This is a genomic window from Bradyrhizobium sp. NBAIM18 (assembly GCF_020193825.1).
Lineage (GTDB): Bacteria > Pseudomonadota > Alphaproteobacteria > Rhizobiales > Xanthobacteraceae > Bradyrhizobium > Bradyrhizobium yuanmingense.
In genome coordinates, this window is sequence record NZ_JADYVO010000012.1 from 155,724 (window position 1) to 168,373 (window position 12,650).

The following is a 12,650-nucleotide window of genomic DNA, read 5'->3' on the forward strand; positions in this document are numbered from 1 at the left end:
TATGCAGCCCAATGTAGAGGGGAAATTTCTTCCCAGGCAGGCACCGCGACGCATGGGTGCATCCCGCCGACGCATCCTCGCGGCTCCGTGATCGACAGGCGGAGCGGCGCCGTATTGAGGTACTACTTGGAGCCTGAGCGCCCCCAGCCCACTAAAGCTCGACCGGGTCCAGCAAGTTGATCAGATGCGGTTTGCCGGGATCAACGATGACCACTTTCTTGCCGAACTTGGGATTGCTCCGGAACAGAGCGCCGAGGCTGTGCTTTTCCGGCGACCAATTTTCTCGAACCGGCTTCTTGGTTGCCGGATTCTTCTTCTTGCGCGCCTTCTCCTTCGCCTGCTCCTTTTCCCAGTGGGCTTGGCGCTCGATATCGATCTCGTCAATCGGGTAGGTCAGGTGGATCGTGTATTCAGCGTCGACGCCCCGTGCTTTCAGCAGCATTTCCAAGGTCGCTCGTTCCGGGTTACCGTGCTCGCCATCGCCTGAAAAGACGTAGTGATCGGCAGGCACACGTTCGAAGAAGATCGTCTCCATATTGTTGTCGCTGCCGTGGTGAGGAACTTTCAGGACGTGGACATGCCGTTTCCACTTCTCCTTCTTCTTGTCCGCATCCAAGAGCCCCGCCAGCTCCATTCCTTCCAAAATCTTGTCCCCGCGCGCGTCGCCGGTCAGCAGCATGCTCTTGCCGCCCATTTCAGCCAGAACGACGATGCTGGAGAGATTGGGCACCGACTTGTCGACGAATGCCGCCAGCATTGCTTCCGGGTTTTTCTTCCCCTGCTTTTGCTCCCTCAGCCATTTGTCATGGGCCTCCTGAAGGGCCAGCAATTCCGGCTGCATCGGTCCGGCCACGGTCATCTTGAGACCGCCATCCAACGTCACCGCTTCCGTATCCCTCGTCGCGAGGATCAGCTCGCCGTCGAATTTGTGGTTCAGTTTCCATTGCCGACGCGCTGGCGAGCGCCGTTGCAACACTTCGCGATCATCACGCAATTGACGGCCTTGCGAAATGCCGGCGAGAACATCCACCGTCTGATGCACCTCTTCCTCGTCGGATTCTTCGTCGGGCTCGATTGCGTCAAAATCCGGCCTGCGCGCAGTGCCTGCCTCGAATGACGCCGGCCCAAATCCGGACAACAGTTCTTCAGGCGCAGTCGTAAGCAGATCGTCAAAGCTGTTGTGCCACAGGCTGGCGACCTTCAGACGGAGATCGGGACTGTTGCCCAGCTGATCCGCCGTTAGTTCGAGAATGCCCCTGATGTGATCGTCGTCGATATGACTGATCATCACAACGTCTATCGGCAAGGGATCATTCGGCTCCAATTCGCGCGAACGGTGAATCTGCGCGATTCTCGGCGCCAGATGTGGCTTATAGACCTTGGCAGGTCCTCCATCGATCAGCATCAGATGCGGATCGTCAGCTGTTCCGAAATGAAGCATCAGGCAATCGCCCTTGCGGGCACGCAAGACGTCAAGGCTAAAATGCATCGCATTCCTCCTCAGATCGATTGAAGAGCCCGCAACACGTCGAGCATGCCGTGCCCCTGAAAGCTGCGCTCGCGGCCAAGATCCGTCGCGCTCTCGCACAGGATGCGTTTGACCCGACGCGGCTGCCCGATCAGCTCTTCATATCGCGCAAGCAGCATCGCCGCAGCTCCGCTGACCAATGGAGCCGCCATGCTGGTGCCCGATTCTGGAGCCCAGTCATCATTCGGAACGGTCGATAAGATCCGCTCACCGGGCGCGACGAGATCCGGCTTAGCGCGGCCATCGCCCGTAGGACCGCGGCTCGAGAAGAAGCTGACTCCGTATGTATGCGGCCAATTCCCGTGGGTCGATCCAACCGTGATGACGCCGTCGGCATTTCCTGGATCGGTGATACTGAAGGCGGCGTAATTTTCGAACGGACCGTCCTTCGTTTCGAATTTCTGAAAGCCGCGATTGCCTGCTGCGGCCACGACCACCACTCCGCTTTCGACCAAACGCTCGCATTCGTTGCAAATCGGCGTCCGCCCACATGCAAAATTGCGCACGTTATGCGGAATTGAGAGGCTGAGATTCGCGCCGTGAATCATGATGTAGTTGTGCCGCTCGTTGACGTAACGGATGTACTGCATGGCAGCGATAACGGCGAACTCGGTCTCCTCCAGGCTCGCACCCAGCACGCGGAAATCGTAGAGTCCGATGTCCGGGCACATGCCGCCAGCGTATTTGCCGTCCTTCTGGTCCGCTCCGATGATTCCGGCAACGTGGGTCCCGTGCGAACTGGGCAGCTTTTCAGACTTGTCGTTTGGATCCGGCCTCTTGACCGTGATTAGCCTTTCGACGGTCGCCCAGTTGATGGGGCGCTCCTTCTCGAAGTCTTCGGCAATCTTCTCTAGATTGACGTCCACCTCGGCTTCAGCGAGCCCGGACGTTCGGATCAGCTTTTCGCGCGTTTGAGCATCGACGTCACCCGTCTCACTGCTAACGATCTCGCGAATATTCGTGAAGTCGAAGATTTTCCTGACACGCGACGTCGGCTTCTCGCCGGACGTCATGAACGCGTCGTGATTGTTCTGAATACCGGAATCAAGAACTGCCCAAACGATGTTCTTGCACTGGACGTTGAACAGCGACCTCGCAGCGTCGGCCTTGACCGCTGGCACCGACCGATCGAGCGCGGGAACGGCCGATCGGTTGAGCGATATCTGGAAAATACAAGTTGGTCTCTCTTCCGCCGGCTCGCTCCTGGTATCGACGCCGTCGTTCTGCTGCCGAGCATTCTCGTCCGCTTTGACTACTTCATAAAGTGCGAACATGCCGGAGAGAATCTCGTCAGCATAGTCCCGGTATCGTTCCAATGCCTGCTCAAAGGTCAGTGGCTCCAGTGGTTCGTCCCAACCGACGGGACGTTCCAGCTTGCAAATCCAGTAGATCAATCCGGCGAGCGCGATATACCTTTGGAGCGACGTGGCATTGTCCAATGTGCGTTCGCGCACCGCGTTGGATCTCTTCGGCCCTTGCTGGAGCAGCTTTTTGATCGTCCCCTGATTATCGCCGGCATCCACGCCTTCGATCCTTTCGGCCACCTTCGGCTCGCGCCACCATTGTGTCCGCGGCACCAGGATGCGCAGCACTTGGTCGAAATAGAGCCGCGCACCGACGAGCCCCTGCAAATAGGCGACCTTGGCCTTTGTTGGAGGCCGGCCAGGCGGCGCAGATTCGACCGGCACTTTCAGCGCGCCTGCGATGGTACGGGCCACGCTCACCGCGGTCGCATTCTTGTGCGGCGTAATCAGAACGTCCTGGGCGATGCCCGGATCGAGAGCGTAAGCCGCCCAGACATCGCCGAGCAGCGGCGAGTCCTGCAGCACGCGCCTGTCGTCGCGGGGACCCAGGAGGATATGTTCGACCACTTCGGGCGGAACAGAGAACTGCTTGGGTCTTCCGTCGGCCGAGACCGGCCAAGTCGGCCCGCGGCTCTTGGGTGTGCCGCTTTGCGGTTTTGCACGCCGCTTACGCCCCTTGTCGTCCGCCATTGTCGTCTTCCTCAGACACCAGACTGCGGATAGGGAAAGGCGGGCGGCGGCCCGACCGCCGCGAGATGCTTGCGCAGGGCTGCATCACACACGGCGTAGCCCCAGTTGATCAGTCTTTCCTGCGTCGTCGCGTCCAACCGCTTCAGACGTGTCGGCACTTCCGCAAGTTGCAATGTACGCTCGAAAGGACACGGCAGAGCATCGACCAGCCCGTAATTCGCGATGTCGGTGCGGATGCCCCAATAGGCGCCCTTGCGCGTTCCCGATTTGAAGGAGTCGATGACCTGGCGCTTGCGCAGCGAACGCACCTGATTGTCGATCAGATTGAGGATCCGGTAGGAATGCCGCGGCCAATCCGTCTCCGGCTCCTCCTCAGCCTCGATCTTGCCGCCGGCGTCGCTGACCAGAACGGTCTGGTGGCGCTTCCATGCGGTCTCGAGGCCGAGATTGTCGTAGACGCCGCCATCGCTGAGAACGACGCGCGTTGTAAATGGAGGCCGCTGCAGGTCGAGCCCGGTACCGGGCACGAAATCGCTGTCCTTGAGGCGCAATTCGAAGGGAGAGAGGACCGGAGGAAAAGCGGAGGACGCCGCCACGGCTTGCGCCAGCAGAATTTCTGGATTCTTCACCTCGCCGACGCGGTAGTCGCGCATATAGGGCTTCATGAAGCGCCAGAGCGCGCCTGACTGCACGTTCGTCGCATTGATCACGAAGCGCGGCTCGTCAGGCATATCCTGCAGAGTCTTGCCGCGAAACAGGTGATCGTCATACGCCTCGGCAATCCGGTCGCCGATGCTGCCTGGTAACAGCGCACCCAGGATGACCGACTCGGCATCGATTGTGATGCCGGCGAAGGCGCGCAACGGCGCGACGAATTTCGGAATGAAATCGCTGTCGACGCTGTCGGGTGTGAAGCTGAGGCCCGGCCACGCCAGCGCCAACATGCCGGCAGTGATCGACCCGCCGGAAACGCTCGATATGCGCCTGACGTTCTTCAGCAGTCCTGTTTCATATAGGCGCCACAGGACGCCGACATGAAACACCATCGCGCGATATCCTCCGCCGGAAAGGCAGAGCGCAGTGGTTGGTTCCAGCGGCTTGTTCTCGTCGTCGGTCGGTATCGGGTGAACCGGATCGGTAATCATGGGTCCCCCAAAAATCCTAGGGTACCTTCAGCAATTCAAAACAACCTGAATATAGCCAGAGCAGAATCTACAACCAGCTTAGCACCTCAACCCCTGAATGTGAAGCGCATCTGCATGCGACCGCTGCGCACAGCTGTTCAAGGTCGCTTCTTCAGGCGCGCTCGCTTCGGCAAGGTCGCCGGCCATTGCACGATGTGGTCCTCGAGCTCCTCGTCCGGGACCTCCTCCTCGCTGCCCTCGACGCGGCCGCGCACGGAGACGCCGGCTTCGTGCACGGTGTTGGGGTCACCCGAAACCAGCGGATGCCACCAATAGAGGTCGCGCCCTTCGGCGACGAGCTTGTAGCCGCAGCTCGGCGGCAGCCAGTTCAGGGTGCGGACATTGGCCGGGGTCAGGCGGACGCAGTCCGGAACCTTGTCGGAACGATTTTGATAGTCCTTGCAGGCGCAGCTCGTCCCGTCGAGCAGCTTGCAGCCGATATGGGTGAAGTAGATCTGCCCGGTATCCTCGTCTTCGAGCTTGTTCAGGCAGCAGCGGCCGCAGCCATCGCACAGGCTTTCCCACTCGCGCTCCGACATCTGTTCCAACGTCTTGGTTTTCCAGAAGAATCCTTCCTGGCCTTGAGATCGTTTGGGAGCTGCGGTCATGCGCCTCAACAACAGTTCGAAAGAGCTACGGCAACGCCATCTAGGGCGCGCGGCGGCAATGGTGCAAGCGAGGCCCCTTTGAGGCCCGTAATGAACCGGGGGTGAATTAGGCCTGTTGTTCAAAATAGCGAGCGTGGCCATTGGTTTATGAGCCCCGCTCGGCTAGAAGGAACAGCAAGTCCCTCGGATGCTGGCCGGGCGCCTTGGGTTTGCCGCAACATACCCGCAAGACGTCTCGATGCCGCCCCGGCCGGGTGCTTGAACGCTTTCGAAGCAAGCCGCAAGGGTTCTAGGTGCGCCAGATCATACCACCGCATTGGAAGCAGAGGATCCGGAATTTCTTCCTGGATCTCGATGCGCGCATCGACTCCTCGCTGTTCTCCTCGGCTAAGGGCATCCGCGAGCTCTACGAGCGCTACTCGACCTTCATGGACCGCTTCTATGTCGGGCGGTGGAAGCGCTGGGTGTTCATCGAGCCATTCTCGGAGGCCGCAACCCTCGGACTTGGCGGCCTCATCGTGATGCTCGCCCTCGCCATTCCGGCCTTCCGCGAGACCGCGGACGAGGACTGGCTGAAGAAGTCCGATCTCGCGGTGAGCTTCCTCGACCGCTACGGCAACCCGATCGGCAGCCGCGGCATCAAGCACAACGACTCCATTCCGCTGGAAGACTTTCCGGACGTGCTGATCAAGGCGACGCTGGCGACCGAGGACCGCCGCTTCTACGAGCATTTCGGCATCGACATCGCGGGCACCGCGCGCGCGCTCGTCACCAACGCGCAAGCCGGCGGCGTGCGCCAGGGCGGCTCCTCGATCACCCAGCAGCTCGCCAAGAACCTGTTCCTGAGCAACGAGCGCACCATCGAGCGCAAGGTCAACGAGGCCTTCCTCGCGATCTGGCTGGAATGGCGCCTGACCAAGAACGAGATCCTCAAGCTCTATCTCGACCGCGCCTATATGGGCGGCGGCACCTTCGGCGTCGACGGCGCGGCGCATTTCTACTTCAACAAGTCCGCGCGCGACGTGACGCTGGCGGAAGCGGCGATGCTCGCCGGCCTGTTCAAGGCGCCGACCAAGTACGCCCCGCACATCAACCTGCCCGCCGCCCGCGCGCGCGCCAACGTCGTGCTGGACAACCTCGTCGATGCCGGCTTCATGACCGAGGGCCAGGTGTTCGGCGCCCGCCGCAACCCGGCCTTCGCGGTCGACCGCCGCGACGAGGCCTCGCCGAACTATTATCTCGACTACGCCTTCGACGAGATGCGCAAGCTGGTCGATACCTTCCCGAAGTCCTACACCGAGCGCGTCTTCGTGGTGCGCACCGCGATCGATGCCAACGTGCAGAAGGCGGCCGAAGACGCTGTCGAGAACCAGCTGCGCCAGTTCGGCCGCGACTATCACGCGACGCAGGCCGCGACCGTCGTCGCCGATCTCGACGGCGGCATCCGCGCCATGGTCGGCGGCCGCGACTACGGCGCCAGCCAGTTCAACCGCGCCACCGACGCCTATCGCCAGCCCGGCTCCTCGTTCAAGCCCTACGTCTACACCACCGCGCTGCTGAACGGCTACACGCCCAACTCGATCGTGGTCGACGGCCCGGTCTGCATCGGCAATTGGTGCCCGCAGAATTATGGCCATTCCTATTCCGGCTCGGTGACGCTGACGCAGGCGATCACCCGTTCGATCAACGTCGTGCCGGTGAAGCTGTCGATCGAGATCGGCCGGAAGAACGAGCCCAAGACGCAGAACCCCGCCAAGGTCGGCCGCGCCAAGATCGTCGAGGTCGCGCGCCGCTTCGGCATCAAGGCGCCGCTGCCCGACACGCCGTCGCTGCCGATCGGCTCGGACGAGGTCAACGTGCTCGAGCACGCGGTCGCATACGCGACCTTCCCCAATCGCGGCAAGGCGGTGACGCCGCATGCGGTGCTGGAAGTGCGCACCGGCGCGGGCGACCTGGTCTGGCGCTGGGACCGCGACGGCCCGAAGCCGCGGCAGGCGATTCCGGCTTCCGTCGCCGCCGACATGGCGGGCATGATGAGCCACGTCGTCAGCGAGGGCACCGCGCGGCGCGCCGCGCTGGACGGCATTCCGACCGCGGGCAAGACCGGCACGACCAATGCCTATCGCGACGCCTGGTTTGTCGGCTTCACCGGCAATTTCACCTGCGCGGTGTGGTACGGCAACGACGATTACTCGCCGACCAACCGCATGACCGGCGGCTCGCTGCCGGCGCAGACCTGGCACGACATCATGCTCGTGGCGCATCAGGGCGTGGAGGTCCGGGAGATTCCCGGCATCGGCATGGGCCAGAAGCTGCCGCCGCAGCATGTGAGCAACGCGCAGGCCAACGCGGCGCCGAAGGTGCTGGAGACCAAGCCCGGTCCGCCGCCGGTGCTGACCAAGCGCGGCGCGGACATCCTGGTGCGGGTCGAGAAGCTGCTGGATGATGCGGCCAAGGCCGCGAACAAATCGACGGCAAATGACAGCAAGCCGGCCAGGCCGTCCTCGTCGACGAGCGCGCTCGCCTTCCCGCAGAACTATGCGGAAGACAACGCCAACGCCTCTGCCCCGCGCAAGAACTGATCGAAAGCAAGTGCGGCTGATCCTGACCACATTGACGGCGCTTCTTCTCGCGACGGTCGTTGGCGTCGGCGCGACGTGGATGACCACGACGCGCGGCACCGACATCGGCGCGCTGACCATCGGCCCCTGGACCGCACGGCCGCGCACCGGCACCGCCGACGTCGATCCCTATTCGCGCGCCACCATCGTCCGCAACGGCGAGCTGCCGATCGGCACCGGCGACGGTGTCGCCTTCACCGCCACCACCGACGACAGGAAGAAGGCGCTCGACGGCCGCTGCGACGTGGTCGTCTCCGGCGTGACGCCGCCGGCGCGGTTCTGGACGCTGACGCTCTACGACCGCAAGGGCCATCTCGTCGCCAATTCGCTGCAGCGCTACGGCTTCACCAGCCAGGAGATTGTGCGCTCCTCCGACGGCTCGTTCGAGATCCGGATCGCCTCGCGCTCGCGCGCCGGCAATTGGCTGCCGACCGGCGGCATCGAGCGCTACGCCTTGATGCTGCGCCTCTACGACACGCCGGTCGGCGTTGGAACGCGCACCCAGCGCGATGCGCCGATGCCGAGCATCACCACGGTGGGCTGCTCATGATCCGGCTCGTCTTCACCGTCGTCGCCGGCGTGGTACTGGGCCTCGTGGTCCATCTCGTCAGCGTGCTGGCGCTGCCGCGGATTGCCACACAGGATGCCTATTCGCGGCTGACGCCGATGACCAGGGTGAACGCCGTCACCCAGCTTCCCCTCGCCGATCCCATCAATTCGCCGATGCCGTTCATGGATCCGGCCTTCGCGCTGGCGATCTGTCGTTATGATCTGTCTGGCGGGCCGATCAAGCTCACCGTGCCGGTGAGCCAGGCCTACACCTCGGTGTCGTTCTACACCCGCAACGAGATCGCCTATTACGCCATCAACGACCGCTCCGCGGGCCGCAAGGTGATCGAGCTCGACCTGATGACGGAAGCGCAGCATAGCGAGCTGCCGGAGGACGAAGAGGTCACCGCGGCCGACCGCCTGATCATCGATTCCCCGACCACGACCGGCCTGATCCTGATGAAGGCGCTCGCGCCCGAGCCCGGCTTGATGCAGCAGGCGCAAGGCTCGCTCCAGGCTGCGACCTGCGCCCCGCAGACCGAGCCGCCGGCCAAGGCCGAGGCACCGCGCAGCCGGCGGTGAGCGCGGCCGCCAACAAAAAAGTGCGAAAACAACCCCATGCACAGTAGCGGGGCGTTGAAATCATTACGCTCTTCCGCCGACCGCAACGATACTGCCGGCGACGCCTGCGTACCTTTGACTCGTCGGGCAAAACAGGGGCATACTGGCATCATCGAGAGTTGATCACACCCGCACGGAGCCGCCCGTCGCGGGTGTTGTCTTTGGCGCATCTTTCCGTCGTGTCCATGCGAAACAATCCTGCCGCGTTCGGCTCGGGCACAATCATCGGCGCTCTGGGCGGCCTGATCGGCCTCGGCGGTGCAGAATTTCGGCTGCCCCTGCTCATCAGCCTGTTCGGATTTCGCGGCCTCGAGGCGGTGGTTCTCAACAAGGCGACGAGCCTGATCGTGGTGGCGAGCGCACTGCCGTTTCGCGCACGCGCCGTTCCGTTCGCGGAGATACATGCCCATTGGCCGATCATCCTGAACCTGCTGGCGGGCAGCCTTGTCGGCGCCTACGCCGGGGCATCCTGGGCGACGCGTCTGGAGTCCGGGACGCTCTACAGGATCATTGCCGTCCTGCTGCTCCTGATCGCCGGCATGCTTCTGTTCGCACATGGCAACGAGGCGGCAACCCCACCGGCGCTGACAGGCGCGAGCCTGATCGTCGCGGGCATAGCAGCGGGCTTTGCGATCGGGATCGTGGCATCGTTGCTCGGCGTTGCCGGAGGGGAATTCCTGATCCCCACCCTCATCCTGTTGTTCGGCACGGACGTGAAGCTGGCAGGCAGCCTCTCACTCGCGGTGAGCCTGCCGACCATGCTGGTGGGATTTGCGCGCTATAGCCGCGACCAGAGCTTTTCGGTGCTCCGCGCGAATTGCCAGTTCATGCTTGCGATGGCCATCGGGTCCATCACCGGCACATTCATAGGCGGCCTGCTTCTGGGCGTCGTCCCGAATTCGATTCTTCTGCCGGGATTGGCTGTGATCCTGGTCATTTCGGCAGTGAGAATCTGGCGGCATGAGTGAGCTGGTTCGGGCACCCATGGATTAGCGGAACCGCCGAGCACTCTTGAAACTTGAAGGCTATCTCCCGTAAGGTGGCCGCACGGGGACGATGCAGACTCCCCGTGAGACCCAGGTCCAAGCTCTGCGCAGCACGCAAATCCGTGGAGCTTGCGCATGGACACCGAACGTCACTCCCCTCCGCTCCGAACCATCGCCATCCTCTCGCGCGGAGACGCGGCCGCGCGGCGCGAGGCGACGGCGCAGAACAGCCGCTTCGTCCGCGTCTTCGAAGCGCTCGCCGCCGCGGGCATCGACGCCTTCCCAGTGATCTATGACGAGAGCTTTGCGGGCGCGGTCCGCGACCAATTGCTTGCAGCCGACGGCGTGCTGGTCTGGGTCGATCCGATCCACCAGGGCAAGACCCGCGCCGAGCTCGACGCCCTGCTGCGCGACGTCGCGGCGCAAGGGCCATGGGTGAGCGCGCATCCGGACATCATTCTGAAGATGGGCGTCAAGGAGGTGCTCTACCGGACACGGCATCTGGGCTGGGGCGCCGACACGCACCGCTATGACACCGCCGCAAGCTTCCGCAGCCAGTTTCCGGCGCGCCTTCGTGCCAGCGGCCCGCGCGTGCTGAAGCAGAACCGCGGCAATGGCGGCCAGGGGGTCTGGAAGGTTGAGGCCCTGCCCGATACCGAAGGCATGGTTCGCGTGCTGCATGCGCAGCGCGGCAGCACGCCTGAGGACATGCCGATCGATGCGCTGCTCGCGCGGTGCGAGCCCTATTTCGGCTGGGGCGGCTGCATCATCGACCAGGCGTTTCAACCGCGCCTGCCCGACGGCATGATCCGCTGCTACATGAGCGGCGCCAAAGTCGCAGGCTTCGGACACCAGAAGATCAAGGCGCTGATCCCGCCGCCGCCGGAGGGACCGGAGGCGCCTGAGGCGCAGCCCGGGCCGCGGATCATGCACGGGCCTGATGCTCCGCCATTCCAGGCGCTGCGAGGAGCGATGGAGGACGAATGGACGCCTCAGATGATGGCAACGCTCGGCATCGATGAGTCGTCATTGCCGGTGATTTGGGATGCGGACTTCCTGTACGGGCCGAAAGATGCGGCCGGCGCAGACACCTACGTGCTCTGCGAGATCAACGCGAGCTCGTGCTTTGCGATCCCGAGGAGGCGCCGGCTGCGATCGCGCGGACGGTGAAGCAACGGCTGATGCGGACCGAACACACACGGGTGCGAACTTAGCCGGGGTCGCGCTCGTCGGAAATGGCAGCAGCTGTCAGGCGACAGTACGACGCAATCCCGATTTGGTTGCGTTGTTGAAGCCAAAACGCTCGAGAGCTATCGATCTGAAACGTCATCTTCGATCGGAGGAACGCATGAGCACCATCACCGGCGGCTGTCATTGTGGCGCAATCCGTTACGAGGTCGAAGGCGAGCCGATCGTCCACGCGCTTTGCCACTGCCGCGATTGCCGGCTACACGCCGGCGCTCCGGTCGTCGGCTGGACGATGTACCCGGAGGGCGCGGTCAAGGTGACCAAGGGCGAGCCGAAGGTTTACCGCTCCTCGGAACACGGGCGGCGGCACTTTTGCAGCGCGTGCGGAACCGGACTGTTCTACGTCAATGCCAGCATCCTGCCGGGGATCATCGACATCCAGAGCGGGACCTACGACGACCCCGAGGCCGTGCCTGCCACGATACAGATTCAGGTCGCCGAGCGCCTGCGCTGGATGGAGCATGCGCACGAACTGCCGGCATTCGAGCGCTATCCGCCGCAGCCGTAGTGATGGCCAGACATCGCGCAGCACAGTCGGATGTGTCCCTCGCACAGCCCGGAAACTATCGCATACGACTTTGTAGCGCGGCCGGTGCGCACGCCTCGTCCTTCGAGACGGCGCTTACGCGCCTCCTCAGGATGAGGCTCATCAGCATCAGTGCTCGTTGAAACTGCTGCCGCGCACTCCGCCCTCATCCTGAGGAACCCGCCTCAAGCGGGCATCTCGAAGGATGGCCGCAGGGAAGAGCTCTCAAACGCGATAGCCCTCCGCACTGCCCGGTGCATCATTGATGCCGGAATATGTCCAGCGCTCGTTCATCAATCAATCGCCTCCGAGCCGATGAAGCGCATGAACGGCTTCTGACCGTCGGCACCGAACAGCACGACCTCGTAACGCTGCGGCTTGCCGCCTTCCATCCCGGGCGATCCGACCGGCATGCCCGGCACGGCTATTCCCTTCGCGTTTGGACGCTCCGCGAGGAGGCGCCGCACAGCCGCAGCCGGCACGTGTCCCTCGACGACATAACCGGCGACCTCTGCCGTGTGACAGGCGACCAGGTTCGAGGGGACGCCGAGACGCGCCCGGATCGGCTCGAGATCGGGAGTCTCCTCCACCTGGGCGGTAAATCCTGCGTCCCGCAGATGCTGCACCCAGCCGGCGCAGCAGCCGCAGCTCGGATCCCGGTGCACCGTGAGCGCGGCTGCGTCGGAGGCTGCCGCGGCGGGCCTTGCAAAAGCTGCCGCGGCCATCAGCCCGACGAGGGACCGGCGGGTCATCAGGTATGCGCGTTGCTTCATCTTCGGCTTCAT

At 63.3% G+C, this 12,650-nt stretch carries 10 protein-coding genes and 1 pseudogene; 6 read left to right on the forward strand and 5 right to left on the reverse strand.

Features of this window, described 5'->3' with window-relative positions; translation table 11 throughout:
- Nucleotides 1-151 precede the first annotated feature (151 nt).
- The 4 genes from I6F17_RS24825 to I6F17_RS24840 all read right to left on the reverse strand — a co-directional run bounded on the left by I6F17_RS24825 (nucleotide 152) and on the right by I6F17_RS24840 (nucleotide 5,314).
- Entirely contained in the window at nucleotides 152-1,489 is a 1,338-nt protein-coding gene (locus I6F17_RS24825) for a hypothetical protein (protein WP_225124982.1), read from the reverse strand.
- Nucleotides 1,490-1,500: 11 nt separating this feature from the next.
- A complete protein-coding gene (locus I6F17_RS24830) occupies nucleotides 1,501-3,522 on the reverse strand; it encodes a S8 family peptidase (protein ID WP_225124984.1) in 2,022 nt (673 codons plus the stop codon).
- An 11-nt stretch (nucleotides 3,523-3,533) separates the two neighbouring features.
- A complete protein-coding gene (locus I6F17_RS24835; RefSeq protein WP_225124986.1) occupies nucleotides 3,534-4,667 on the reverse strand; it encodes a patatin-like phospholipase family protein in 1,134 nt (377 codons plus the stop codon).
- 137 nt (nucleotides 4,668-4,804) lie between these two features.
- Complete coding sequence (locus tag I6F17_RS24840) at nucleotides 4,805-5,314, reverse strand: YcgN family cysteine cluster protein (protein WP_225124996.1); 510 nt, start codon at nucleotides 5,312-5,314, stop codon at nucleotides 4,805-4,807.
- Between the two features lie 293 nt (nucleotides 5,315-5,607).
- On the opposite strand from I6F17_RS24840, the gene I6F17_RS24845 reads away from it, so the two are divergent.
- The 6 genes and pseudogenes from I6F17_RS24845 (at nucleotide 5,608) to I6F17_RS24870 (ending at nucleotide 11,847) form a co-directional block, all read left to right on the forward strand.
- Nucleotides 5,608-7,896, forward strand: coding sequence for a PBP1A family penicillin-binding protein (locus I6F17_RS24845; protein WP_225124998.1), 2,289 nt, complete (start codon nucleotides 5,608-5,610; stop codon nucleotides 7,894-7,896).
- A 10-nt stretch (nucleotides 7,897-7,906) separates the two neighbouring features.
- On the forward strand, nucleotides 7,907-8,485 hold the full coding sequence (locus I6F17_RS24850; protein ID WP_036042971.1) for a DUF1214 domain-containing protein: 579 nt from the start codon (nucleotides 7,907-7,909) through the stop codon (nucleotides 8,483-8,485).
- Nucleotides 8,482-9,066 (forward strand): DUF1254 domain-containing protein, encoded by a 585-nt coding sequence (locus I6F17_RS24855; protein ID WP_225125000.1) that lies wholly within the window; start codon nucleotides 8,482-8,484, stop codon nucleotides 9,064-9,066. Before I6F17_RS24850 ends, I6F17_RS24855 begins: the two co-directional genes overlap by 4 nt.
- 224 nt (nucleotides 9,067-9,290) lie before the next feature.
- A complete protein-coding gene (locus tag I6F17_RS24860; protein ID WP_225125060.1) occupies nucleotides 9,291-10,073 on the forward strand; it encodes a sulfite exporter TauE/SafE family protein in 783 nt (260 codons plus the stop codon).
- Nucleotides 10,074-10,226: 153 nt separating this feature from the next.
- Nucleotides 10,227-11,305, forward strand: a pseudogene (locus tag I6F17_RS24865) (Cj0069 family protein).
- Nucleotides 11,306-11,439: 134 nt separating this feature from the next.
- Nucleotides 11,440-11,847: a GFA family protein gene (locus I6F17_RS24870; protein ID WP_225125002.1), complete on the forward strand. Its 408-nt coding sequence runs from the start codon at nucleotides 11,440-11,442 to the stop codon at nucleotides 11,845-11,847.
- A gap of 311 nt (nucleotides 11,848-12,158) precedes the next feature.
- Here the strand turns inward: I6F17_RS24870 and I6F17_RS24875 are convergent, their stop codons facing one another.
- A complete protein-coding gene (locus I6F17_RS24875) occupies nucleotides 12,159-12,638 on the reverse strand; it encodes a DUF411 domain-containing protein (protein ID WP_109144386.1) in 480 nt (159 codons plus the stop codon).
- Between the last annotated feature and the right edge of the window lie 12 nt (nucleotides 12,639-12,650).

Excerpts from the sequence above, each read along its gene's own strand:
- I6F17_RS24825 (WP_225124982.1), bottom strand. The coding sequence starts at position 1,489 with ATGCATTTTAGCCTTGACGTCTTGCGTGCCCGCAAGGGCGATTGCCTG.
- I6F17_RS24830 (WP_225124984.1), bottom strand. The coding sequence starts at position 3,522 with ATGGCGGACGACAAGGGGCGTAAGCGGCGTGCAAAACCGCAAAGCGGC.
- I6F17_RS24835 (WP_225124986.1), bottom strand. The coding sequence starts at position 4,667 with ATGATTACCGATCCGGTTCACCCGATACCGACCGACGACGAGAACAAG.
- I6F17_RS24840 (WP_225124996.1), bottom strand. The coding sequence starts at position 5,314 with ATGACCGCAGCTCCCAAACGATCTCAAGGCCAGGAAGGATTCTTCTGG.
- I6F17_RS24855 (WP_225125000.1), top strand. The coding sequence starts at position 8,482 with ATGATCCGGCTCGTCTTCACCGTCGTCGCCGGCGTGGTACTGGGCCTC.
- I6F17_RS24860 (WP_225125060.1), top strand. The coding sequence starts at position 9,291 with ATGCGAAACAATCCTGCCGCGTTCGGCTCGGGCACAATCATCGGCGCT.
- I6F17_RS24870 (WP_225125002.1), top strand. The coding sequence starts at position 11,440 with ATGAGCACCATCACCGGCGGCTGTCATTGTGGCGCAATCCGTTACGAG.
- I6F17_RS24875 (WP_109144386.1), bottom strand. The coding sequence starts at position 12,638 with ATGAAGCAACGCGCATACCTGATGACCCGCCGGTCCCTCGTCGGGCTG.